21 protein-coding genes are annotated in these 25,856 nt (G+C 40.6%); 20 read left to right on the top strand and 1 reads right to left on the bottom strand.

The features are described from left to right. Positions 1 to 102: 102 nt before the first annotated feature. The 4 genes from B6F02_RS00495 (at position 103) to B6F02_RS00480 (ending at position 5,844) form a co-directional block, all read left to right on the top strand. Positions 103 to 762, top strand: a complete 660-nt coding sequence (locus B6F02_RS00495; RefSeq protein WP_080145449.1) for a TetR/AcrR family transcriptional regulator — start codon at positions 103 to 105, stop codon at positions 760 to 762. Next, the gene (locus tag B6F02_RS00490; protein ID WP_080145448.1) at positions 759 to 2,480 is read left to right on the top strand and encodes an ABC transporter ATP-binding protein; all 1,722 of its coding nucleotides are present in this window, start codon (positions 759 to 761) and stop codon (positions 2,478 to 2,480) included. The genes B6F02_RS00495 and B6F02_RS00490 overlap by 4 nt, the downstream gene beginning before the upstream one ends. Next, on the top strand, positions 2,480 to 4,351 hold the full coding sequence (locus B6F02_RS00485; protein WP_080145447.1) for an ABC transporter ATP-binding protein: 1,872 nt from the start codon (positions 2,480 to 2,482) through the stop codon (positions 4,349 to 4,351). The genes B6F02_RS00490 and B6F02_RS00485 overlap by 1 nt, the downstream gene beginning before the upstream one ends. A 245-nt stretch (positions 4,352 to 4,596) precedes the next feature. Further along, positions 4,597 to 5,844 (top strand): ammonium transporter, encoded by a 1,248-nt coding sequence (locus B6F02_RS00480; protein WP_143745154.1) that lies wholly within the window; start codon positions 4,597 to 4,599, stop codon positions 5,842 to 5,844. A gap of 65 nt (positions 5,845 to 5,909) precedes the next feature. On the opposite strand, the gene manA is transcribed toward B6F02_RS00480, so the two are convergent. Continuing rightward, positions 5,910 to 6,866, bottom strand: a complete 957-nt coding sequence (gene manA, locus B6F02_RS00475; RefSeq protein WP_080145445.1) for a mannose-6-phosphate isomerase, class I — start codon at positions 6,864 to 6,866, stop codon at positions 5,910 to 5,912. Positions 6,867 to 7,115: 249 nt separating this feature from the next. Between manA and B6F02_RS00470 the strand changes: the two genes are divergently transcribed. From B6F02_RS00470 to B6F02_RS00395, 16 genes are all read left to right on the top strand, one after another. Further along, on the top strand, positions 7,116 to 7,715 hold the full coding sequence (locus B6F02_RS00470; RefSeq protein ID WP_080145444.1) for a thymidine kinase: 600 nt from the start codon (positions 7,116 to 7,118) through the stop codon (positions 7,713 to 7,715). A 2-nt stretch (positions 7,716 to 7,717) separates the two neighbouring features. Then, positions 7,718 to 8,794: a peptide chain release factor 1 gene (gene prfA, locus B6F02_RS00465; RefSeq protein WP_080145693.1), complete on the top strand. Its 1,077-nt coding sequence runs from the start codon at positions 7,718 to 7,720 to the stop codon at positions 8,792 to 8,794. Beyond that, complete coding sequence (gene prmC, locus B6F02_RS00460) at positions 8,784 to 9,653, top strand: peptide chain release factor N(5)-glutamine methyltransferase (RefSeq protein ID WP_256864613.1); 870 nt, start codon at positions 8,784 to 8,786, stop codon at positions 9,651 to 9,653. The genes prfA and prmC overlap by 11 nt, the downstream gene beginning before the upstream one ends. A gap of 30 nt (positions 9,654 to 9,683) precedes the next feature. After that, entirely contained in the window at positions 9,684 to 10,697 is a 1,014-nt protein-coding gene (locus tag B6F02_RS00455) for an L-threonylcarbamoyladenylate synthase (RefSeq protein ID WP_080145443.1), read from the top strand. A gap of 229 nt (positions 10,698 to 10,926) precedes the next feature. Further along, positions 10,927 to 11,556 (top strand): uracil phosphoribosyltransferase, encoded by a 630-nt coding sequence (gene upp / locus B6F02_RS00450; protein WP_080145442.1) that lies wholly within the window; start codon positions 10,927 to 10,929, stop codon positions 11,554 to 11,556. Between the two features lie 164 nt (positions 11,557 to 11,720). Continuing rightward, positions 11,721 to 11,954, top strand: a complete 234-nt coding sequence (locus B6F02_RS00445; RefSeq protein WP_080145441.1) for a DUF1146 family protein — start codon at positions 11,721 to 11,723, stop codon at positions 11,952 to 11,954. 313 nt (positions 11,955 to 12,267) lie between these two features. Further along, the gene (gene murA, locus B6F02_RS00440) at positions 12,268 to 13,572 is read left to right on the top strand and encodes a UDP-N-acetylglucosamine 1-carboxyvinyltransferase (RefSeq protein ID WP_080145440.1); all 1,305 of its coding nucleotides are present in this window, start codon (positions 12,268 to 12,270) and stop codon (positions 13,570 to 13,572) included. Between the two features lie 259 nt (positions 13,573 to 13,831). Next, positions 13,832 to 14,815 (top strand): rod shape-determining protein MreB, encoded by a 984-nt coding sequence (gene mreB, locus B6F02_RS00435; RefSeq protein ID WP_080145439.1) that lies wholly within the window; start codon positions 13,832 to 13,834, stop codon positions 14,813 to 14,815. Positions 14,816 to 14,892: 77 nt separating this feature from the next. Continuing rightward, positions 14,893 to 15,081, top strand: a complete 189-nt coding sequence (locus B6F02_RS00430) for a DNA-directed RNA polymerase subunit beta (RefSeq protein WP_080145438.1) — start codon at positions 14,893 to 14,895, stop codon at positions 15,079 to 15,081. A gap of 133 nt (positions 15,082 to 15,214) precedes the next feature. Continuing rightward, positions 15,215 to 15,544: a single-stranded DNA-binding protein gene (locus B6F02_RS00425; RefSeq protein ID WP_080145437.1), complete on the top strand. Its 330-nt coding sequence runs from the start codon at positions 15,215 to 15,217 to the stop codon at positions 15,542 to 15,544. 195 nt (positions 15,545 to 15,739) lie between these two features. Then, positions 15,740 to 16,453, top strand: a complete 714-nt coding sequence (locus B6F02_RS00420; protein WP_080145436.1) for a response regulator transcription factor — start codon at positions 15,740 to 15,742, stop codon at positions 16,451 to 16,453. A 2-nt stretch (positions 16,454 to 16,455) separates the two neighbouring features. Next, on the top strand, positions 16,456 to 17,868 hold the full coding sequence (locus tag B6F02_RS00415; RefSeq protein WP_080145435.1) for a sensor histidine kinase: 1,413 nt from the start codon (positions 16,456 to 16,458) through the stop codon (positions 17,866 to 17,868). A gap of 235 nt (positions 17,869 to 18,103) precedes the next feature. After that, entirely contained in the window at positions 18,104 to 20,233 is a 2,130-nt protein-coding gene (locus B6F02_RS00410) for an LTA synthase family protein (protein WP_080145434.1), read from the top strand. Between the two features lie 143 nt (positions 20,234 to 20,376). Further along, entirely contained in the window at positions 20,377 to 21,558 is a 1,182-nt protein-coding gene (locus tag B6F02_RS00405; RefSeq protein ID WP_080145433.1) for a class I SAM-dependent rRNA methyltransferase, read from the top strand. A 172-nt stretch (positions 21,559 to 21,730) separates the two neighbouring features. Beyond that, positions 21,731 to 22,435 carry an ABC transporter ATP-binding protein gene (locus B6F02_RS00400; RefSeq protein WP_080145432.1) on the top strand — a complete coding sequence of 235 codons (705 nt, stop codon included), beginning with the start codon at positions 21,731 to 21,733 and terminating at the stop codon, positions 22,433 to 22,435. A 57-nt stretch (positions 22,436 to 22,492) separates the two neighbouring features. After that, the gene (locus tag B6F02_RS00395; RefSeq protein ID WP_080145431.1) at positions 22,493 to 25,801 is read left to right on the top strand and encodes an FtsX-like permease family protein; all 3,309 of its coding nucleotides are present in this window, start codon (positions 22,493 to 22,495) and stop codon (positions 25,799 to 25,801) included. The last annotated feature ends 55 nt before the right edge of the window (positions 25,802 to 25,856 follow it).

Here is a 25,856-nt window from a genome sequence, read left to right as displayed (position 1 = left end):
TGATTTATGACACAGTGTCACATATAATACTAAAAGTATGTTTCGTGACACAGTGTCACATTTGTTAGATTGAAAATATAGGATCGAAAAGGAGGGAGATTTGTGCCAACGCATACTTTTTTCAATTTACCTGAATCTAAGCGCCAACGATTGATTGATGGAGCCATGAAAGAGTTCACGGCAAAATCGTTAAATGAAGCATCTATATCTAATATTGTTAAAAATGCTGGTATATCAAGAGGAAGTTTTTATCAATATTTTGAAAACAAAAAAGACCTGTATTATTTTCTGATTGGAAAATTCAAATACAATTACCATAAGCTGATGATCAAAAGCTTCAAAGAAGCTGATGGTGATTTCTATAAAGGGTACTGCACATTTGGAGAAAAATATATCAAGTATATTATGGATTCAGAAAAGTTCGGATTTTTTGAGAACATGTATCTGCATATGAATTACCAGATCAATCAAGAATCTGGCGCAAATATTATTACAGCTCCTTCTAACTTAAAAAAAGAGCATCCTGTTAATGAACGTGTGCTGGAAGCTATCAAACGAGAACAGGTTAAAGCTTGTACAGATCAAGAATTAATTTCTATTATCCGGTATATTTTAAATATACTGAATGATACGATCATGGAAGGTTTCTGGAAAGAACTCTCTATAGAAGAAACACAGCAATTATTTGCAAAAAGGCTCAAGTGGATGACACAGGGTGTTTTAAAAGAAAAAAGAAATGAAAGAGAAGAGGATAAAGTATGAGAAAGCTAGCTAGATTAATGAACCCATGGCGTGTGTTTATTACTGTTTTTTTCATGGCCGTTCAAGTAGCAGGGATGCTGGCGATGCCGACCATTACAGCCAATATCATTGATTATGGAGTAGCGACCGGAGATATTGATTACATTGTCAGCAGGGGACTGATGATGATTGGATTCACCATCCTAACCATTATTTCTGCATTATTAAATGTATACTATGCAGCGAAAGAATCTCAAGGATTAGGAAATACCTTGAGAAAGAAACTTTACCGAACAGTTATTTACTTTACGAATGATGAATTGGATCGTTTTGGAACATCGACTCTAATTACCAGAAATACAAATGACATTATGCAAATACAGTTTGTCATGATGCTGGTACTAAGAACTATGATTTTAGCACCATTTTTGATGATCGGTGCAGGAGGACTGGCATTTACCAGAGAACCGCAGCTGGCTTTTGTCTTTTTGATTACAATGCCGATTTTAGGTGGATTGATTTGGTTCATTCTGCGCTTTTCGAGCCCTTTATTCAAATCTATGCAGCGTAAGACAGATAGGCTGAACCGAGTATTCCGTGAAGGCCTGACAGGTATCCGAGTAATCCGCGCATTTAATAAAGATGCTTTCGAACGCAAACGATTCGATGAAGCCAACTGGGATTTTGCACAGACTTCTATTAAAGCCAATACTGTAATGGCCTTTATGATGCCATCGATGGTATTCGCTGTTAGTATTACCAATATTATGATTATCTGGTTCGGTGCCCAATTTATTGCCGCCGGAGATATGCAAGTTGGGAATCTGGTTGCCTTTATGACATATGCTATGCAGATATTGATGGGTGTCATGATGGTCTCAATGGTTCTATTCTTCTTGCCGCGTGGCCAAGTAGCGGCAGAACGAGTAATGGAAGTTTTAGATACATCGAACACCATTACTGATCCCAAAAAACCTCGTCATTTAAAAGATACTTCCAATGTTTCACTTCAATTCGATGATGTTTCTTATCGATACCACGGAGCTGAAAAGACAGCATTAGAGAATATTGATTTTACCATTAATAAAGGAGAACGTCTCGCTATCATCGGCGGTACTGGAGCCGGTAAGACGACTTTGGCAAATATGATTCCGCGACTTTATGAAGTAGAAAGCGGTCAAATCAAAGTTAATGGCATAGATATTCGCGATGTAGAGCAGGGAGAGTTGAGACGTCTGATCGGATTTGCGCCGCAGAAAGCTTTACTATTCAGCGGTACGATCCGTGAAAACTTGAAATACGGAAGACCAGAAGCGACAGATGAAGAATTGTGGCATGCCCTTGACGTAGCTCAGGGAAAAGATTTTGTTTCTGGATTACCAAAAGGCTTGGATTCAAGAGTAGAACAAGGCGGCGGCAACTTCTCCGGTGGACAGAGACAGCGGTTGAGTATTGCCAGAGCTTTAGCGACTAAAGCTGACATTCTGGTTTTTGATGATTCATTCTCAGCACTGGATTTCAAAACAGATGCAAGATTAAGAGAAGCATTGAAACCTGATACGCAAGATTCAGCTGTCGTCATTATTGCTCAGCGAATCAGTACAGTGATCGATGCAGACCAAATTATCGTTCTCGACCAAGGAAAAGTCGTTGGAAAAGGAACACATGAAGAATTAAAAGCAAATAATCCAATCTATCAAGAAATCATGGACTCTCAATTGAAAGGAGAGGATATTTAATGGCAAAAGGCGGATCAAACGCAGCACATATACGCGCGAAAAAAGCCAATAACTTTTGGGGCACGGTCTTTAGACTAGTCAAATACATGTCTACAAGATTCTGGGCTCTGGTAGCTACTTTGCTATTAGCTATTGTAGCTGTCATTATGGCAGCGCAAGCTCCTCGAATTCTAGGGCAAGCAACCACTGAAATCTATAGAGGAATCCAAGAAGGAAATGCTCTGCGAGAAGCAGGAGAGACTATTGAACGATTCCCAATCGACTTTGGTGTCATTCAGAATATTCTCATTACAGTTGCCATTGTCTATGTTATACAAGCTGTTTTTCAGTTCTTCCAACAGTTTATTACTGCGAGAATCGCTCAAAAAACAGTTTATGACATGAGAAAAGAACTGAAAGAAAAAATGTCGACCTTGCCGATCAAGTATTATGACACACATTCGACTGGAGATATTCTTTCTCGTGCAGTCAATGACATGGACCAGATCGCCAATACACTGCAGCAGTCATTGACTCAATTTATCATTAGTGTGGTTCAATTTGTGACGGTATTGGTGGTCATGCTTTCTATTGATATTAGATTAACACTAGTGACGATCGTAACGGTCCCGATCAGTTTCTTCCTTATTGCGTATGTTGCACCTAAATCACAGAAACAATTTGGACGTCAGCAAAAAGAACTGGGAAATGTCAATGACCATGTTGAAGAGACATTTTCAGGTCACACCGTTGTAAAAACATATAATCGTGAAGAAGATGAGATTGAAAAATTCGATCAAAGAAGTGAAAAATTAAACGATGCTTCTATGAAAGCTCAATTTCTTGCTGGAATTATGATGCCGCTGGTCAGTTTCTCTCGTGATCTTGGTTATTTTGGTGTAGCGCTAGTCGGCGGACTTGGTGTAGCGAATGGAACCATTTCTTTAGGGAATATTCAAGCGTTTCTACAATATGTCAATCAATTCTCACAACCAGTTCGGCAAATCGCCAATTTGGCTAATACAATCCAAGTAACGATAGCAGCTTGTGAACGTGTATTTGAAGTGCTGGATGAAGAGGAAATGCAGGAGACAGCTTCAGGATTGGAACCAAAACCAGACTCCCCTTACAAAGTTGAGTTCGAAAATGTCCAATTTGGATACGGTGATGGAGCAGATGATCCATTGTTAATGACAGACTTTAATCTTACGGTTAAACCAGGAAATATGATAGCGGTCGTCGGCCCGACAGGTGCAGGGAAGTCAACGCTGATCAACTTGCTGGAGCGCTTCTACGATGTCAAGGGCGGGAGCATTCGATTTGACGGTGTCGATACTCGAGATATTGCACGACCTGAATTACGGAAAAAATTCTCTATGGTGCTTCAAGATACTTGGTTATTTAATGGAACGATCTGGGAAAATATTGCTTACGGCAGTGAAGAATATGCCGATAATCGTGATCATATTCTAGCGGCTGCTAAAGCAGCACACGTTGATGACTTTGTTAAACGACTGCCTGAAGGGTATAACACACTCCTGAACGAAGAAGGGACAAATATTTCTCAAGGCCAGCGTCAATTGATTACGATTGCGCGTGCATTCCTGGCGGACCCTGAAGTACTCATTTTAGATGAAGCGACCTCTTCAGTGGATACAAGAACGGAAATCCTGATTCAAAAAGCGATGAACAACTTACTTGAAAATCGAACAAGTTTCGTTGTAGCACACAGATTATCAACGATCCGTGATGCTGATAAAATTATTGTCATGAATCAAGGCGACGTGATCGAAACAGGTAACCACGATGAGTTGATGGAACAAAATGGATTTTATGCTGATCTATATAATAGTCAGTTTGCTTCTTATGAAGAAAATCCTTCATTTGCTTGATAAAGGTAGTAAAAGTTCTGAGATCTGCACTTAGCAGATTTCAGAACTTTTTAGATTCAACGGAAATGTATATACCAATTTAACGTAAAAGTAAATTATATTAAGTGAATCAGAGAGAATTCTTTTTAAAAACAACAATAATGCTGTTATTTCTCAGATATATCAGAAGTGTCTGTATAGGATTGATATGTATACCAATGTTTCGGTATAGTAGAGCCATCTTATTTTTAGGGGGAAACAACAACATGTCAGCTACAGATACACTATGGGTATTGTTAGGAATTGTTTTAGTCTTTTTCATGCAAGCAGGATTTGCCATTTTAGAATCAGGAATGACTAGAGCAAAAAACGCCGGAAATATTATTATGAAAAATCTGATGGATTTTGTGATGGGGTCATTATTATACTGGATTATAGGGTTTGGCATTATGTTTGGACCGTCTATCATGGGGGTTATCGGAACACCAGATATGTTTGTGACAGGAAACTATGATTCAAACATTCCAGGATATGTCTTTTTAATGTTCCAGACTGTTTTTTGTGCAACAGCTGCAACAATCGTTTCTGGTGCAATGGCTGAACGGACAAAGTTCAGTTCATACTTGTTATATACTCTTGTAATCTCTGGTATCGTTTATCCGATTTCAGGTCACTGGATCTGGGGCGGCGGCTGGCTCTCAAACTTGGGGTTCCAGGACTTTGCGGGATCCACTGCCGTCCACATGGTCGGCGGCGTTACAGCGATTATTGGTGCAAAAATAGTAGGTCCGAGAAAGGGTCGTTTTGATCGAAACGGCAATCCAAAAGATATCCCAGGACATAATGTTGTATTAGCTGCTTTGGGTGTATTCATTTTATGGTTTGCCTGGTTTGGGTTCAATGGTGCTTCTTCGCTGGAAGCTTCCAGCGAGGAGTCTTTGAGCTTGATTGGATTGATTTTACTGAACACCAATCTGGCAGCAGCTGCAGCTACTTTGACTGCGATGGTACTGACATGGCTCAAGTCTGGTAAACCAGATGTCGGAACAACCATGAATGGTGCGCTGGCTGGTTTAGTCGGAATTACAGCAGGATGTGCAGTTGTCGAACCAATCGGTGCAGCAGCGATTGGTATTCTTTCTTCGGCAGCAATGGTCTACGCAGTTGAATTTGTAGAATCAACATTGAAAATCGATGATCCTGTTGGAGCTTTTGCAGTACATGGGGTTGCCGGGGGACTTGGCACTATTCTCTTAGGAATATTCGCTCAAGATGGCGGTCTATTGTATGGCGGCGGATTTGGCTTATTGGGTGTACAGTTACTTGGCGTACTTGCAGTTATTCTATGGGTATCAGCTACAATGTTTACTGTATTCAAATTGATTCATCTGACAATCGGCTTACGTGTAACACCAGAAGAGGAAGAAGCGGGCATGGATGTCAGCGAGCATGGATTGGCAAATAGTTATGCAGATTTTGCAGCAACAAAACAAATTCCAAACGAAAGCAGATAGAAAAAATCGTCCGGCATTCAGTATATACGCTGAATGCCGGGCGATTTTATTATTTCAATTCGTCTCTAAACATTTTCTCCAGGAATAGAGGCAATGATCTGAAGATTGCCGCTGATTGTCCAGAATTTGATTTCATTCGGAAGAATAAAGTGAGTGCCTTTTTTGATCGTGTAAGATTGATCCTCGACAGTTAACGTTCCTTCGCCATCTAATACACTGACAAGTGTATAAAGTCCCTGGGCAGTTAAACCGGCTTTCCCAGAAACCGCCCATTCTTGGACTGTGAAAAACTCATTTTGAACAAGCGTCTTGATTGCTGCGCCTTCTATTGTCTGAGTCGATTGAGACAGCTTTGCATCCTGATGCGGAATCATGGCTACATCAATGGATTGTCTGATATGAAGCGGACGAGTATTGCCTTTTGCATCTGTGCGGTCATAGTCGTATACTCGGTAAGTTGTATCGCTGGACTGTTGTGTTTCCAGAATCGTGATGCCTTTTCCGATTGCATGAATCGTCCCGCTTGGAACATAAAAGAAATCACCAGGTTTAACTGGAACAGATCGCAGCAGCTCATCCCAATTTCCTTGCTCAACCATTCTTTCAAATGCTTCTTTTGTCTGAGCGTGATGACCGAGAATAATTTCCGCCCCTTCCTCCGCATCAATGATATACCAGCATTCTGTTTTTCCAAGCTCTCCTTCATGTTCTAATCCATAAGCGTCATCTGGGTGAACTTGAACAGACAGATTATCTTCGGCATCCAATATTTTTGTCAGGAGCGGGAACACATCTCCGTCTTGGTTTCCAAACAGCTCGCGGTGTTCATCCCAAAGCTCAGCTAAGGTTTTTCCTTTGTAAGGACCGTTTTCAACTACGGCTGGACCATTTTTATGAGCACTGATTGCCCATAATTCACCAGTATGGTTACTTGGAATATCATATCCAAACACTTTTTTTAACTTGCTGCCGCCCCAAATTTTTTCCTGCATAACGCCTTTTAAAAACAATGGCTGATTCATAACTGCACTCCTTATGTAAGTTTTAATGTAAGATTTATCTATAGTGTACCATAGATTTGACAAAATGAATTCGTTTTTACAGCTGCCGTCAGCCAACTGATTAAGGCAGACTTTCTTCAGGATCATATGGATTCCCTTGTACTTTTTTTTGTCTTGTCATATAATCTATAAGGATAAGCACCAACACAAGCAACATTAAATGATGAAAAAACAACTGCATTAGATTAATCAATGAAAGTAGGGCGACTATTGGCTCAACTGTATTTTAGATATGGCGCAATGAACAGCGGGAAATCTATCGAAATTCTGAAAGTCGCGCATAATTATGAAGAACAAAATAAAAAAGTCCTCTTATTTACCAGTGCTGTTGACGACCGAGATTCAGTCGGTGTGATTTCCAGCCGTATCGGACTAAAACGAGAGGCCATTCCTATTGAGGAAGAGACAGACTTGTATGAGAAGGTATATGCTTTAAAAGATCATCTAGCTTGCGTATTAGTGGATGAATCTCAATTCTTGAAAAAGAATCATGTACTGCAGCTGACAAGAATCGTAGATGACCTGAATATTCCTGTCATGGCCTTTGGGTTGAAAAATGATTTTAGAAATGAATTATTTGAAGGATCTAAGTATCTGCTGCTGTTGGCGGACAAAATCGAAGAGATGAAGACAATCTGCTGGTTTTGCCATAAAAAAGCCATCATGAATATGAGAATGCAGGATGGAAAACCTGTCAGTACTGGAGACCAGATTATGGTCGGCGGGAATGAAGCGTATTATCCTGTCTGCCGTAAACATTACTATATGTCAATGAAAGAAAGCAAGGAAGAAAGAGGCGAGAATCTATGAGTATGTTCGACCGATTAGAACAAGTTGATAATCGATATGACGAACTGAATGAACTGCTGAGCGATCCGGCGGTAATCAGCGATACAGATCGTTTTATGAAATTGAGCAGAGAAGAAGGCGAATTAAGAGAAACTGTCAGTACTTACAGAAGATACAAAGAAGTATTGGAAGGTATTGAAGAAACAGACGAGATGCTGCAGGAGTCTCTGGAAGCCGATATGGAAGAAATGGCCAGAGAAGAGCGTGAAGAGCTGGCAACTGAAAAAGCACAACTGGAAGATGAACTGAAGATTCTGCTTTTACCAAAAGATGAGAATGATAAACGTAATATCATTATGGAAATCCGAGGTGCAGCTGGTGGAGATGAAGCTCAATTATTTGCAGCAGACTTATTAGAAATGTATCAGCGTTACGCTGACAGTCAAGGTTGGAAAACAGAAATCATGGATGCCAATTCTAATGGTCTCGGCGGCTATAAAGAAGTAACGTTAATGATTACTGGACAAAATGTGTACTCTAAACTGAAATTCGAAAATGGAGCACATCGTGTTCAGCGCGTTCCTCAGACAGAATCGCAAGGCCGGATCCATACTTCGACAGCTACAGTGGTGGTTATGCCGGAAGCCGAAGATGTGGAAATCGATATAGCCGAAAATGACATTCGAGTCGATATTTATCATGCAAGTGGTGCTGGTGGACAGCATGTCAACAAAACAGCATCAGCTGTACGTCTAACGCATGAACCGACAGGGATTGTTGTTGCTATGCAAGATGAACGGTCACAGATCAAAAATCGTGAAAAAGCGATGAAAATCCTTCGTTCAAGAATTTACGACAAAATGAACCAGGAAGCACAAGATGAGCTGGATGCAGAACGCAAATCAGCTGTCGGAACAGGAGACCGTTCTGAAAGAATCCGGACCTATAACTTCCCGCAAAGTAGAGTGACGGATCATCGTATCAACTTGACGATTCAGAAACTGGATCAGATTCTATCTGGTAAAATGGATGAAATCATCGAAGCGTTAGTATTCTGGGAGCAAACCAGAAAAATGGAGCAGCTTCAAAATGAATATTAAAATGACGTTGAATGATGTGTCTGAAAAGCAAACCTATAGAGAAGTCCTAACGGGGGCTTCTTCTTTTTTAAGCTCGATCGAAAAAGAAGCCTTTGCAGCGGAATGGCTTCTGAGAGAACGTTTTGAATTGACCAAAACAGACCTGATCAGACGCTATCCTGCAACAATGGAACCAGCAGTGAAAGAGAAGTATTTGTCAGATCTAAAAGCTTTTGCAAACGGACTTCCTGTTCAGTACATTATTGGACATGAGTGGTTTTATGACCGGAAATTCAAAGTGACATCCGACACATTGATCCCAAGACCTGAAACGGAAGAATGGTTCGACCGCTATTTGAAACGATTAAGCAACCGACCGTTGAAAGTACTGGATGTCGGTACCGGAACGGGTGTACTGGCTATTTCCCACAAGCTTCAGCGTCCTCAAGATGAGGTGACAGCTGTTGATATCAGTCCGGAAGCAATAGCCGTTGCACAAGAGAACGCAGCCCGACTTCAAGCAGAGGTCGCTTTTTTACAGAGTGATCTGACTCAAGCGGTACAAACGGATCAATATGATCTGATCATCTCCAATCCGCCCTATATTTCTTATGAAGAACAAGCGGATATGGATGAGTCTGTTTTAGAGCATGAGCCAAAGCTGGCTTTATTCGCTGAAGAAGACGGATTAGCTATTTACCGAAGACTTGCTGAAGAGCTGCCTGCCAGAGTCAAACCGAAGGCACGCATCTTAATGGAAATCGGGTTTCGTCAAGGTCATTCAGTTAAGGATCTATTTTCCAGTGCTTTTCAAGAGGCGGATGTGGAAGTCTGGAAAGACATGGCTGGACATGACCGCGTGGTATACGTAGCGACCTAACAACTATTTTTTATTCAGAAGGGTGAGAAGATGGAGACAAAGTGGCTTAAAGAGACAGATATAAAAGCCGCAGCTGAACTGCTGCGGCAGGGAGAAGTGGTTTCTTTTCCAACCGAGACGGTTTATGGATTAGGCGCGGATGCGACCAACGATCAAGCAGTAAAAAAAATCTATGAAGCGAAAGGTCGTCCGGCAGACAACCCCCTGATCATACATGTAGCCGATCTGGACCAAATTGCTGAATACGCTGTTGAAGTCTCAGAGAAAGCTGAAACAGTTATGCAGCATTTTTGGCCCGGTCCCTGCACAATTGTATTGAAGAAAAAAGGACCGCTTGCTCCAACAGTTACTGCTGGACTGAGTACTGTAGGGATACGCATGCCATCTCATCCAATTGCATTAGAACTGATCAGAGCCTGCGGTAAACCACTGGCTGCCCCCAGTGCTAATTCTTCTGGCAAGCCGAGCCCTACTGCGGCTGAACATGTTTATCGTGACTTGAATGGTAAAATCTCAGGAATCATAGATGGAGGAGAAACAGGCGTTGGCTTGGAGTCGACTGTGTTGGATTTATCCAATCCAGATCAGCCAGCGATTCTAAGACCAGGAGGCATTTCGCAAGCGGAACTTGAGGCTGTCATTGGCCCGGTCCTGTTCAAACCGGGATTAACAGAAGAGACGGAAGCGCCGATGGCTCCCGGAATGAAATATACGCACTATTCTCCAGTTGAACCAGTGCTGATTGTGGCGAAAGACGGCACGGGCTGGGAAAGAGCAATCCACCAGTGTGAAGCAGCAGGAGAACGAGTTGGCTTGCTTGCCTCTGAAGAAATCATTCATGCATTCAAAAGTGAAACAACTGTTACCTTTTCACTGGGAAAATCCGGGGATAGTGTAACAGCCTCTAAGCGATTGTTCAAAGGTCTTAGATTTTTTGAGGAGACAGAAGCAACGGTTATTCTAGCAGAAGCCTATGACCGAGAAGGCATTGGTGAAGCCTATATGAATCGACTGGAAAAAGCAGCAGCAGATAAATATATTTAAAAATAGTAAAATTAAGAATTTCAATGGAAAATGAACAGGTCTTTCTGTACAATAATGAGAGGTATTAGACATAGGATTTTTTAAAATCTGACAAACAAAACGAGTATTTCTGCGTTAACGGTCTTTATCAAACGACATTTAGTCTAAGACAGGTGTCTGGGTATAGATATCCATTAGACTACAAATAAAAAAATTATCAAATCAAATTCACAAAGGAGCTACTAATAACATGGGAAACTTTCAGGTGATCGATCACCCGCTGATCCAACATAAACTGACAATCATTAGAGACAAAAATACAGGAACTAAGTACTTCAGAGAAGTCGTCAATGAAATCGCAAGGTTACTGGCTTATGAAGTCTCTCGCGAAATGCCGCTGGAAGATGTGGAAATCGAAACACCGCTGATCAAGTCGACTCAAAAGCAGTTAGCTGGTAAAAAAGTCGTTATCGTACCAATATTGCGTGCCGGACTGGGCATGGTGGATGGAATGCTGGATTTGATCCCGGCTGCTAAAGTAGGACATGTCGGTATGTACCGCGATCATGAAACGATGGAGCCGGTAGAATACTTTATCAAAATGCCTTCTGATCTTCCAGATAGACAACTGCTTGTCGTAGATCCGATGCTGGCGACCGGCGGATCTGCCGTCGCGGCAATCGATGCTTTGAAAAAGCGCGGCGCAACGAATATTAAATTCGTTTGTCTAGTTGCAGCCCCTGAAGGCGTTAAAGTCCTTCAAGATGCACATCCAGATGTTGATATCTTTACAGCTTCTCTTGATGATCAATTAAATGAAAATGGGTATATTCTCCCAGGGCTTGGAGATGCAGGCGACAGACTATTCGGGACATTATAATCGATCTGTTGCTGTGACAATTGCTCATAATCCTCAATTCAATCATTTGAATTGAGGATTTTTTATGAAAAATCCGGATGAAATGTGCCTGAAAACTGCATATAGGCATTAAAAATGAAGTATAACACCGGATATGCTACACTTACTTTGAAAGGGTTGAAGAAATGACTTATATTGGCGTACAATCACTGATCACGATTGTGTCACATATGACCTTTGTGTTTTTAACATTTTGGGCTCTGCAGAGCTTAAGAACAGAAAACTGGTTTAAAAAATACCATATACAGCAAGCACGTGTTCTGTACCTTTTATTATCCATTGCGATTGGATACAACGTGAGCAGTTTCTTTATGGAATTCATTGGCTATTCACGCACACTGGTTCAGTTATTTAACTGAGACTGATGATAAACAAATTGACAGTTGGAGTTATGTTCACAAAAAAGCCATAGTATTTTGTCATTTTATAAATTAAATGTTTTCTAAAAAGAGTCCTTTCTGTTATAATATAACAGGTTATTGTGTCTTTAACGGATAATCACGTTTTTTTGTTAAGAAAATCAAGTTTAATCAATATTTACTTTATAAATTTAATGAACAGCCATCTTTAAACAGCTGTTCATTCATAAATTGAACTTATTAATTTAGTTATACCAGTCAAATAAACAGAACATTATCAATCAGGATGAAGGGTTACCTTGGAGGTCAAAGTATGGAAAAGATTATTGTAAGCGGCGGAAATGTGTTGAACGGGGAAGTTGAAGTTGAGGGTGCAAAAAATGCAGCTTTACCTATTTTAGCAGCTACTATTCTAGCCAGTAAAGGAAAAAGCGATTTATCAAATGTACCATTGTTATCAGATATTTACACAATGAAATCTGTATTGTCTTATCTTAATGTAGATATTTCTTTTGATGAAGAAAACAAAGAAATGACGTTAGATGCTTCAAGCAAATTAAAAGAGGAAACACCTTTTGATTTCATGAGCAAAATGCGTGCATCCATTGTTGTAATGGGCCCGCTGTTGGCACGAAACGGATATGCTAAAGTAGCATTGCCGGGTGGATGTGCAATCGGTACGCGTCCGATCGATCTTCATTTAAAAGGATTTGAAGCAATGGGAGTAGAGGTACATATCGAGAAAGGGTATATTGAAGCCTCTGCAGAACAACTGCGCGGAGCTCATATCTACCTTGACTTCCCAAGTGTGGGTGCTACTCAAAATATTATGATGGCTGCAACTTTAGCTGAAGGCACGACAGTCATTGAAAACGTAGCTAGAGAACCAGAAATCGTTGACCTTGCAAACTTCCTGAACCGCATGGGAGCAAAAGTCATTGGTGCCGGAACAGAAACCATTCGCATCGAAGGCGTAGAATCTCTTACCGGAATCAATCATATGATTATTCCGGATCGTATTGAGAGCGGAACATTTATGGTAGCTGCCGCATTAACAAAAGGGAATGTCCTTATTAAAAACGCAGTCGCTGAACATAATAAACCGCTGGTTTCCAAGCTGAGAGAAATGGGCGTCACTTTTATCGAAGAAAGAAATGGACTGCGCGTGATGGGACCTGAACAATTGAAAGCGACAGACGTTAAAACGATGCCGCATCCAGGATTCCCGACAGATATGCAAGCGCAGATGACAATTGCTCAATTGCATGCAACGGGTACAAGTGTTATGCGTGAAACCGTATTTGAAAATCGTTTTATGCATATGGAAGAACTTCGTAAAATGAATGCAGAATTTAAAATAGATGGACAAAGCTTGATGATTAAGGGCGGGGTTCAGCTTCAGGGCGCAGAAGTAGCATCAAGCGACCTGAGAGCCTCTGCGGCACTGATCTTAGCAGGTCTTGTTTCTAAAGGGTACACGCGTGTAACGAATCTAAACCACTTAGACCGCGGATATTATAAATTCCACGAGAAGTTAAAAGGATTAGGCGCAGATATCGAGAGAACAAATGAAGAAGTATTGACTTCTACCGAGAAAAGAGCATTAATTGCTGAATAATCGGCTTAATTTAATCAAAAAGGTGTATCAAGCGAGAGAGAAACATTGACTCGCTTGATACATCTTTTTTATTTATAGGATAAGGTTTTTACAATAAGATCTGTTTTTTTGACCTTGCTCTTTTTGGCAATGTTGAGTATGATAGAAAGAGTGAGAATATTATTCATAACACATTAAACTTGAACGACTTAAATAATCATGAGGTAGTCTTTTAACGCTTGCTGCATGTTACGGTAAAAGGCTTGAGAGGAGAAGAGTTATGGCAAGGGATATCGGAATTGATTTAGGAACTGCAAACGTACTCGTGCATGTAAAAGGCAAAGGGATTGTACTGAATGAACCTTCTGTTGTAGCTTTAGATACAAAAACGAATGAAGTATTAGCAGTTGGGGAAGAAGCTTATCTGATGGTGGGTAGAACTCCTGGAAACATCAAAGCGATTCGTCCGCTTCAAGGAGGCGTCATTGCTGATTTTGATATCACAGAAGCGATGCTTACATACTTTATCGATAAATTAAATGTTAAAGGCTTTTTATCTAAACCCAATATCCTGATCTGCTGCCCGACAAATATTACAGCTATTGAGCAAAAGGCAATTATAGAAGTCGCTGAAAAAAGCGGCGGGAAAAATGTCTATTTAGAAGAAGAACCAAAAGTAGCAGCAATCGGGGCTGGAATGGATATTTTCCAACCGAGCGGAAATATGGTTATTGATATCGGAGGCGGAACAAGCGATATCGCAGTTCTTTCAATGGGCGGCATTGTAACCAGCCGTTCAGTTAAAATTGCCGGTGATACAATCGATAACGATATTATTGTTTACTTAAAGAAAAAACACAATCTGCTGATTGGTGAACGAACAGCAGAAGCTGTGAAAAAAGAAATCGGTGTGATTTTTGATCACGGACGCAACGATACAATGGATGTTCGAGGCAGAGATGTTGTGTCAGGGCTGCCGCGTACTGTAACGATCTCTTCTTTAGAAGTGATGGAAGCTACGCGAGAATCAATGGTCGTTGTGGTTGACAAGGCGAAAGAAGTTTTGGAACAGACACCGCCGGAATTGTCAGCTGACATTATTGATCGCGGCGTTATTTTGACTGGCGGAGGCGCACTTTTAGATGGAATTGATCTTTTATTTGCTGAAGAGTTGAAAGTTCCTGTCTTTAAAGCCGAAGATCCACTAAGTTCCGTGGCACTGGGTACTGGTATTCTACTTGAAAATTTAAAGAAACGTAAGTAGGATAGATACAAGAGCAGCAGGCAATTTGTTAACAAGTGAAAAAGAATCTATTATTATTGTTTAGGGGTGAAGACTTCATGAACTGGAAGTCCGTATTAAAAAATATCGGTATGTATTTGTTGAAAATTTTCTTGGTGCTGCTGTTTATTTCAGTTGCCTTTATTGGCGGAGCCATGCTTGGATATGGTGTAATTGGAGACGGCGGCAGTCCGCTGGACGTTTTTGATCCTGAACTGTGGCAGCATATATTTGATTTCTTTTTATAATTCCCCTCAAACAAGTGTAGAAGAGCAGAAAATTTCTGCTCTTTTTTTGATGACTTTTTTGATGAGTTGATCAATATGTATAGTAGGACGACTTTTAAGATCGTCTGAATATTATTCATATTGGAGGAAGGAAATGAATCAAGTAGCACTTGTCGGTAGAATTGTAAGAGAAATTGAGTTAAGAGATGTCGGAGATGAAAAGATCGTATTGAATAATGTGATCGCGATTCAACGTCATTACCGTACAGAGAATGGAAATGAGGCCGACTTTATCCCATTTGTTGTATGGGGGAAACGAGCAGAACTGATTGAGGAATATTGCGATAAAGGAGATTTGATCGGATTAAGCGGAAAGATGCAGTCCAGATCTTATCAGAATACAGATCAAGAAACCGTTTATGTAGTCGAGATGCTAGTCAATGATGTTCAGCTGCTGCAACCGAAAAAACAAGCCATTGTATAAATAAGAATATAGAGACCTGAGGACATATATACTCAGGTCTTTTGTTTTGTACTAATTTGATGATGAAGTCGCTTCCTCATCTCTTTCTGTTCATATTTCGTCCTATATTTCTATAAAATCACACAAAATTTTCAAATATCCCGTGTATACTGTAGAATAAAGTGGAAGAGAAACCACAGAGAAAGTAGGATAGGCATGAAAATATTAATGATTGAAGATAATGAATCGGTTTGTGAAATGATTGAGATGTTTTTTCTTAAAGAAGAATGGGAGGCGACTTTCGTTCATAATGGTAAAAAAGGATTAGAGACGTATTTAAATCATCCTGATGAATTTGATCTGATTGTTCTGGATATCATGCTTCCGGAAATGGACGGAATGACCATTTGCAAAGAAATCAGAAAAGAGTCTAAACATGTTCCGATTATTATGCTGACGGCTAAAGATACAGAGAGCGATGAGGTGATCGGTCTGGAAATAGGTGCCGATGACTATGTCACAAAACCGTTCAGCCCGCTTACACTTGTGGCTCGAATCAAATCACTTAAAAGAAGAGCTGAAGTCGTCAATGATGCAGATAGCAATACGCAAGGACAGTATGAAGTGGATACACAGCACTTAAAACTGGACCGCAACACAAGAGAAGTGCTGCTGTATGATAAACCGCTAGAAGGTTTGACGCCTAAAGAGTTTGATTTACTATATACACTGGCTAACAGCCCCAGAAGAGTATTCTCCAGAGAGCAGCTGCTGCAAATGGTATGGGATTATGAATACTTTGGTGATGAACGAACAGTGGATGCACATATCAAGAAACTGAGACAGAAACTCGTCCAAAACGGTCCGCAAGTGATTCATACGGTCTGGGGCGTTGGATATAAATTTGATGATACAGGAGCTATAGAGTAAAAATGAAGTTTCCTTATTTCTATCAGCAAATGCTGGGGTTCTTGTCGGTCATTATTATGCTTCTGACGATCTCAGTCGTCTCGATCGTTTTATTTGCACGAAATACAGCGATCAGAGGGACGGAAAATCAACTATTTTCATATGCTGAGTCAATTGTCGATGTCAACTTGGAAGCGGAACAGTTAGCTAATTTTCAGTCCTTGTTAAGTAATCAGGGTGTGACTTTTTTCGTATTCAATCAGAATGGAGAACTGGTTTTTCCGAATCTTCCCGATCACATTGAAACAAGAGTAATTCCTGAGGAGGAAGAACGTCTCAGAAATGGAGAAAGAGTATCACTGACGACACAGCAAGCTGATCTGTACGGAAATCCTAGAGAAACCGCCTATGTGTATTTGCCCTATTTCAGCAATAGTGCTGGTGATTATGCCGGTTTTGTAGCAGTCAGTGCTCCGGTCAGTCAAATCGACCGCCAAATGAGCGCACTAAAAAGAAACTTGTTTAATGCGTTCCTGATTTCAACTGTTGTTGCGATCCTTGTCAGTTTCATTTTTGCCCGCTATCAGGTTAAACGTGTCAATGAATTGAGACAAGCTGCCCATCTGGTTGCGGAGGGAGACTACGATGTCAGGTTGGAGCATAGAGATCGGGATGAGATTGATATCTTATCTCAAGACTTCAATAAAATGATTCACGCACTAGATTTATCCAGGCAAGAAGTCAATCGTCAAGAAGAGCGCCGCAAAACCTTTATGCAGGATGCAGCGCATGAGATGCGAACTCCCTTGACCACAATCAATGGATTGCTGGAAGGATTGGAATATGATGTAATTCCTGAATCGCAGCGGCTAAGAAGTATTCAGTTAATGCGAAAAGAAACAAAACGACTGATCAGACTGGTCAATGAGAATCTTGACTATGAAAATATTCGATCAAATCGAATCATGTTAAACAAACATACCTTGCCAGTATCTGAAATTCTAGATGAAATCAAAGAGCAGATGACGACGATCGCAGAAAGCTCCAATAATACGCTGCAGATCGATTCTTTAGAAGGTCTGACCGTTTATGCAGACTATGATCGCTTCAAGCAGATACTTGTCAACTTAATCAAGAATGCTATTCAGTTTACTGAAAATGGAACAATTAAAGTCAGCGGACAAAAAACAGACAAAGGAACCAGAATCAGTATACAAGATACTGGAATCGGTATGACAGAAGAACAAATGAAGAACATTTGGGATCGATATTATAAAGCAGATGTTTCGCGGACAAATACTAGATATGGAGAATCTGGGTTAGGATTATCGATTGTCCAGCAGCTGGCAGAACTCCATCAGGCCCATTTAACAGTGGAAAGCCAATTAAATAAAGGGACAACCTTTGCAATTGAATTTCCAGATTCAAAAGTTTAAATCAATCTTAAATATTTATTAACTCTCCTTTTGCTTGCAGAAAAATTGTAAAGCTCAAGGGGAGTTTTCGCTTCAATATCAGCCTTTCTTAGAGGTTACCATAACTGGTTTTACATAGGCTCAACATTTGCCTTCTATGTAAATTTAATGTAAAATGTCCTAGTGAATCATTTTGTATTAAAAAAACAAAAAAACACTAAAATTGTTATGTTCAGAAATAATAGGAGGCATTTGCATGTCTAAAGTAAAAACATTAATGAATTCAAGAATCGGATTTTTCGGAATGGCCAGCTTGCTGTTCTGGATTAAAACCTATGCTGCTTATTTACTTGAATTCAGCCTGGGTGTATCTGGCCCGATTCAACAATTTATCTTATTGATCAATCCAGTAGCCATTACAGTAATCCTGTTCTCCATCGCACTGTACTTTAAGAAATCCAGTCGTGCTTATATAGCTTTGTTTGTAATCATGGCGATCACTTCAATGATTCTCTACTTTAATATTATGTTCTACCGAGAATTTAGTGACTTTTTAACCATGAATATCTTACTGGGATCAAATAATGTTTCCGGCGCTGTTGTCTCTTCAACAGTGGCAATGATGAGACCTTGGGACTTTATTTACTGGGTCGACTTTATTTTCTTATTAACAGCTTTACTTTATAAGAGAAAACCTTTTGTCAAAATGGACCAGAGACCATTCAAAAAACGCTATGCAGTTGCAACAACCATCTTAGGTTGTGCTTTATTTGCTGGCAACCTGGCATTAGCCGAAAGCAATAGACCGCAATTGCTGGTCAGAACCTTTGACCGCAACTATATTGTGAAATATCTAGGGTTGAATTTCTTTACCGGTTATGATGCATTTCAAACTGCTCAGAACAATCATGTTCGCGCCAGTGCGGATGAATCAAACTTGGCTGATATTGTTGAATTTACTGAAGAAAACCATGCCGAACCGAATCCAGAGTATTTTGGTGAAGCAGAAGGCCGCAATGTAATTGTCATTGCAATGGAAAGTATCCAGCAATTCCTAGTTGACTATGAATTAGAAGATGAAAATGGCGAGAAGCATGAAGTTATGCCGTTTTTGAATAGCCTGTTCCATGATGAATCTTCTTATAGTTTTGAGAACTTTTATCATCAAGTAGGACAAGGCAAATCTTCAGATGCCGAAATTCTTGCAGAAAACTCTCTTTACGGATTGCCGCAAGGTAGTGCATTCCAGACGTTAGGATCTACAAATACGTTCCATGCAACACCGAATGTACTTCATCAAGAAGCAGGCTATACTTCAGCTGCTTTTCACGGAAACGTCGGTTCATTCTGGAATCGTATTGATACGTATCAACAGTTCGGATATGATTATTTCTTTGATTCCGAGTTTTATGATATGGCTGAAGGAAATACATTAGAATATGGGTTGAAAGATAAATTGTTCTTCAAAGAATCCGCTCAATATCTAGAGCAATTACCGCAACCTTTTTATTCTAAGTTTATTACTGTATCTAACCATTTCCCTTATCCATTGGATGAGCAGAATGCCGGGTTCCCGGAAGCTCAGACAGATGATGAAACAATCAATCAGTACTTTACCACTGCTAATTATGCAGATCAGGCAATGGAAGAGTTCTTTAATTACCTGAAAGAATCAGGAATCTATGAAAACTCTATTTTCGTACTATATGGCGATCATTACGGAATCTCTAATATGAGAAATCCTGAATTGGCGCCTTTATTAGGAGAAGATCCTGAACAGTGGAATGAATACAACAATTCACAGCTGCAAAAAGTACCATTGGTCATCCATGTACCGGGAGCAGAAAACGGTCAGGTATTTGAAAAATATAGTGGACAGGTCGATATGCTGCCTACTTTGATGCACTTGTTAGGTCAAGAAACAGATGATTATCTGTTTATGGGACAAGACATTTTATCAGAAGAACATGATGATACGGTTCCATTCCGTAATGGGAATGTCATCACCCCTGAATATTCATTTATCGGATCACAGATATTTGATACGGCAACAGGAGAGGAACTGCAAGATACCCTTTCTGAAGAAAAAGCTGCCGAGTTGAATGAGATTCGCGAAGAAGCACGTCAAGAATTGACGTATTCTGATGAATTAATGACAATGGATCTGCTGCGTTTCTATACACCTGAGTCATTCTCTGATGTTGAAAAAAATGATTATATTTATCAGGATCAATTAGAAGTATTGCTGAATGATCCGCTTAGAAGCACCAGTGTTATTGAACAAAATGGCGGAGAATCAACCGTTGATTTATACAAAACGGATGCTCCTGAACTTCAGGACCAAGAAACAGAAACAACTGAAACAACAACTGATCAGCCGCAGTAATCATCGCGGTAAAGTAAATAAAACAGTCAAAAGGCAAATGTCACTTAACTGCTGGCATTTGCCTTTTTTCTGTATTTACCTATCTTGTGGTATAATGACCGATGATGAGAAATGATCTGATCAGATAGTAAAGGAGTGCAAATGTGAGAACATTACAAGTAAAAAAATTAGCAGCAAGTCGTTTGAAAAAAGGATATCCTGCGCTAGAAGAATATGATTTTAAAACACTTGACCAAACCACAGAAGGTGAACTAGTCAGAATTGTAGACCAGCAGAATAACTTTATTGGGAAAGGTTATTTAGGCAAAGAAAATCGGTCTGTCGGCTGGATGCTGACATTAGATAAAGAAGAAGAAATTGATTCTGTCTTTTACGATCGTCACTTCCGAATTGCACGTGATATTCGGTCTGCTTTCTATGCAGATACATCGACGACTGCTTTTAGAGTTTTCAACGCAGATGGAGATGGTATCGGCGGGATAACCGTTGATTACTATGACGGATTTTATATTTTCTCTTGGTATAATAAAGGCATCTACTCATACAGAGATCAGATATACCAGGCATTCAAAGTAGCTATTCCAGACTTTAAAGGGATTGTAGAGAAAGTAAGATTTAAAAATGCTCAGATAGAATCTCAGCATATTGACGGAGAAGTACCGCCAGAACCATTGATGATCAAAGAAAACGGTATTCAATATGCGACGTATATTAATGAAGGCTGGATGACAGGGATCTTTCTAGACCAGCGAAATATCCGCCGCAAGTTAATGGAAGAATGGGGTGCAGGAAAAACTATCTTGAATACATTCAGCTATACGGGAGCATTTTCTGTTGCTGCTGCTATGGGTGGAGCTGTCAAGACAGTCAATGTGGATGCTGCAAACCGCAGCAAGGCCAAGACGATCGAGCAGTTCGAGGTGAATGGATTAAATCCTGATGATCATGAGATTCGAGTGATCGATGTTTTTGATTATCTGGATTATGCAAAAAAACATGACTTGAAATTTGATTTGATTATTTTGGATCCACCAACCTTCGCAAGAACGAAGAAGAGAACGTTCAGTGTTGAGAAGGATTACGTAGGGTTGGTGCGAGAAGTACTTGAGATCCTTGCTGACGACGGTATACTCATTGCATCGACGAATACTTGGAAACTAAGTCGAGATGATTTCTATCAAATGGTGAATGAAGCGTTTGACGAAGAAAATGTAGATGCTTATTTAATGGATGAGTATGGCTTGCCGGAAGATTTCAAAATAAACGAGAATTATGTTGAAAGCAACTATCTTAAAGTAATGGTACTAGAGAAGTTAAAGGATTAAAGAGTGACTGAGCAGAAGAGTCCTGGAGGTAGAACGTGTCTTCCGGGGCTCTTTTGCCGCTTTAAGATCTGGAACAAATATGAAAAAAGTGTGATGAAATACTTAGTGGGTATATAGTTGTCAGAGCCTGTGCTACTATAAAACTAGATAGAGGAAGAAAGGAATAAAGAGTATGACTGCATATATCAGCGTAAAAGACGAATATAAACGCTACCGTTCGGGAGAAACGATCGTTGTAGCCAATAATGGTATAACCTTTGACATCGAACAACAAGAGTTTGCTGTAATTGTTGGTCCCAGCGGGGCAGGTAAAACGACTGTACTGAATATCCTAGGCGGTATGGACTCCGCGGATGAAGGAGAAGTCATCATTGATGGTACAAATCTCGTTGGATTCAACGGAAAACAACTGACCAAATATCGTCGCGAGGATGTAGGGTTTGTTTTTCAGAATTATAATCTGATCCCTAATTTGACTGCTAAAGAAAATGTAGAACTGGCGGCTGAAATTTCTCCGGATGCATTGGATGCTGCTGAAGTATTGAAAAGCGTAGGATTGGAACACCGTATGGATAATTTTCCTGCTCAGCTTTCAGGGGGTGAACAGCAGCGAGTGGCCATTGCCCGGGCACTAGCAAAACAGCCGAAGCTGCTTTTATGCGATGAACCAACAGGAGCGCTTGATTTCGAGACTGGAAAACGAGTGCTGGAAATATTGAATCAGTCTAAAGAGCAGTACGGGGCCACCGTTGTTGTGATCACGCATAATCGATCTATTGCTTTAATGGCTGATCGGGTGATCGATATCAATAACGCTAAAGTCAGAAGTGTAAAAATAAATGAACAGCCCACACCGATTCAAGAGATTGAATGGTAGAACGTATCAACAATACTTGCTGAAAAGATAAAAGAATCATAAAAAAGAGGAATCCTATTGAAAAAGAAGGCATTATGGAAAGATACCGTCAGAGAAATTATACAAACCAAAACTCGTTTCCTTTCAATATTTGCAATTATTTTGCTTGGAGTAGCATTTTTTGCCGGGATCAGTGCCACCGGACCGGTTATGGTGCAGACAGCTGACGACTACTACCATAATCATCAGTTGATGGATCTGCAAGTTCAGTCTACATTAGGATTGAACGATAAAGATCTGGCAGTGTTGAATACTGTTGAAGGTGCAACAGTAGAATCTTTATATTCTACGGATGTAGTACTGCATGAGTCAGGGGTCACATCCAAGATTTATGGACTAGATCCTCAAAAGGAACAAGCATTGAACCAGTATATCGTAACGGAAGGCAGACTGCCTGAGAATTCAGGTGAAATAGCTTTAGATACGACTAATGTTTATCAGAACAACTTTCAGATCGGCGATACGGTTCAGATCGAATCTGGCTCTGAGATCTCTTACGATGAAAACTTTAAAACGTTAGAGTACGAAGTGGTCGGTTTTGTCATAAGTCCCTTATATGTCGAAAGCGACAGCCGCGGGAATACGCCCATCGGTTCAGGGACATTGGATGGATTTTCAGTTATTTTAGAGGAAGATTTTGATCTGGATTACCATACGGAAACGTTCTTGAGATTTAATGAATCAGTACCGATTGAAGCATACACTAGTGCGTACGATCAGCTGATTGAAAGGAAAACACAGGAGGTAGAATCCCTTCTGGAAGATCGGCCGCAGGAAAGACTGGAAACGTTGAAAGCGGAAGGTCAACAAGAAATCGATGAGGGCTACGCCGACATTGAAGCGGGCGAACAAGAACTTGAACAAGCACGTGCAGATCTTGAAGCAGCCCGAGCGGAGCTGGATGAAGGATGGGCAGAGTATGAAGAAGGTGTCGCTGAACTTGAACAGCAGGAAGCAAATGCCAGAACTGAACTTGAATCACAAAGACAAACGTTAGCGCAAGGAAGAGCACAGCTGGAAACAGCCAGAGAAGAGTTGGAAGCAGCACAAGCACAGATCAATTCTGGAAGAGAACAGTTAGCGGCTGAACGAGAAGCCGCAGAAGCGCGTTTTGCTGAAGCTGAACAACAAATTTCTTCTGGAAGACAGCAGTTGGAACAAGCGAGACAAGCACTTGAAGCAGAAGCACAGCGGTTAGAAGCAAATGCTGGATCATTGCCGGAAGCACAATTAGCTGCGGCACAAGAGTCGCTCGCAAATCAGCGAGCACAGCTGCAAGCACAAGCAGAAGAACTGAATCAGGCAGAAGTACAAATTTCTCAAGGCCAGCAAGAACTTGCAAATGCTCAAGCAGAGCTGGAACAGTCCCAGAGAGAAGTTGACGCAGGGCTGGCTGAACTTGAAGCGCAAGAAGCAGAGATCCAAGCTGGAGCAGAGCAGTTAACTGAAGCTGAAGCAGAACTCGAAAGTGAGTTGGCACAAGGTCGAGAAGAATTAGCGGCTGCTCGAGCAGAACTGGAAGATGGAGAAGAGGAATATGAAGAAGGGTTAGCAGAATTTGAGCAAGAAGAGGCTGAAGCAGAAGCCGAAATAGCCGATGCGCGAGAAGAGTTGGAACAAGCTCAAGAAGATCTGGATAGCCTAGAAGCTCCGGAGTATTTAGTTAATGACCGTTCCAGCTTTGCAGGATACGAAGAATATGGTGAAAATGCTGAACGAATCAGTTCTATTGCACAGATTTTCCCAGTCTTTTTCTTCTTGCTGGCTGCTTTGATTTCTTTGACAACGATGACCAGAATGGTGGATGAAGGACGGAATCAAATCGGGACTTTAAAAGCATTAGGATATACCAATCGTGATATTTCGATGAAGTATTTCGTGTATGCCTTCTTGGCAACCATTTTTGGTGCAGTGATTGGACTGGGTATCGGTTACTGGATCTTCCCTTCAGTCATTATCGAAGCTTATAGTTCGCTGTATAATCTGCCGGGAATTGGTGTGCAGTTCTATTGGAGTTTTGCCGTCATTTCTATCATCGGAGCGTTATTAGCGACAGGAGCTGCAACGCTGATTTCTGTAAGGCTCTCTTTGCAGAGCAACGCCTCAGATCTGCTGCGTCCAAAAGCACCGAAAAAAGGAAAACGAATTTTACTGGAACGAATTCCATTTTTATGGAATCGATTCAGTTTTACACAGAAAGTATCTTCTCGAAACTTGTTCCGGTATAAGGGAAGAATGCTGATGACAATCATTGGCGTAGCCGGATGTACGGCTTTATTGCTGACAGGGTTCGGACTATCAGATTCCATCTCTAATATTGGGGATATCCAGTATGGAGAAATCAACCAGTATCAAGCCATCGTTTCAGAAGATCCTAATGCTGCAGAGAGCGATCAAGACACTTACGAAGAAACCTTGAACAGTCTTGATGAAATCGATCAACGCCTGGCAGTAGAACAAAATGTCCATACAGCACAAGTTGGAGATAACACTCAGGATGTAAATGTATTTGTACCCCAGTCTCCTGATGTTATGGAAGACTTTGTAGTCTTAAAAGATTATCAGCAGTCAGAGAAGGTGTATGATCTTCCTGAAGAAGGAGCCGTTATCACTCAAAAGCTGGCGGATCTCTTTAATGTATCAGTGGGAGATTCTATCCAGATCAATGGAGAAGAACAAGCCGATTATGATGTGGAAGTGAAAGGCATCGTTGAGCACTATTTCGAACACTATGTGTATCTTTCTCCTTCTGCCTATGAAATAGCTGCTGGCGAAGCACCAGAATATAATATACAACTGTTGAAATATGATACCGATACAGTAGAAGATGAGTCGATCGGTCAGCGTTTGATAGAAGAGGATGCTGTTTTAGGTGTCATTTATGTATCAACAATTTACAATGCAATGCAGGAATCTTTAGGCAGTCTAGATGTAGTAACGATCGTGATCATTGTATCGGCTGCTGCATTGGCGTTCATTGTTTTATACAATCTAACGAATATCAATGTTTCCGAAAGAGAACGCGAGCTGTCTACGATCAAAGTGCTCGGATTCTATGACAAAGAAGTAACGATGTATGTCTATAGAGAAAACATTGTACTGACTTTGATGGGGATTCTGTTCGGTCTAGTGCTGGGCATTATCATGCACCGGTTCGTCCTGCAGACAGCCGAAATCGATATGATGAGATTCAGCCGTCATATCAACCTGACCAGCTACCTCTATTCAGGCCTGCTGACGTTCTTATTTTCGGGAGTTGTGATGATCCTCATGCACTTCAAACTGAAGTATATTGATATGATCGAAGCCTTGAAAGCGCAGGAATAAAAGGTACTTGATATAAAGGAAAACCGTTCAATCGTTTAACAGCGATTGAACGGTT

Origin of the sequence: Marinilactibacillus piezotolerans (assembly GCF_900169305.1) — a bacterium.
GTDB lineage: Bacteria > Bacillota > Bacilli > Lactobacillales > Carnobacteriaceae_A > Marinilactibacillus > Marinilactibacillus piezotolerans_A.
This window is presented reverse-complemented; position numbering and strand designations above follow the sequence as displayed.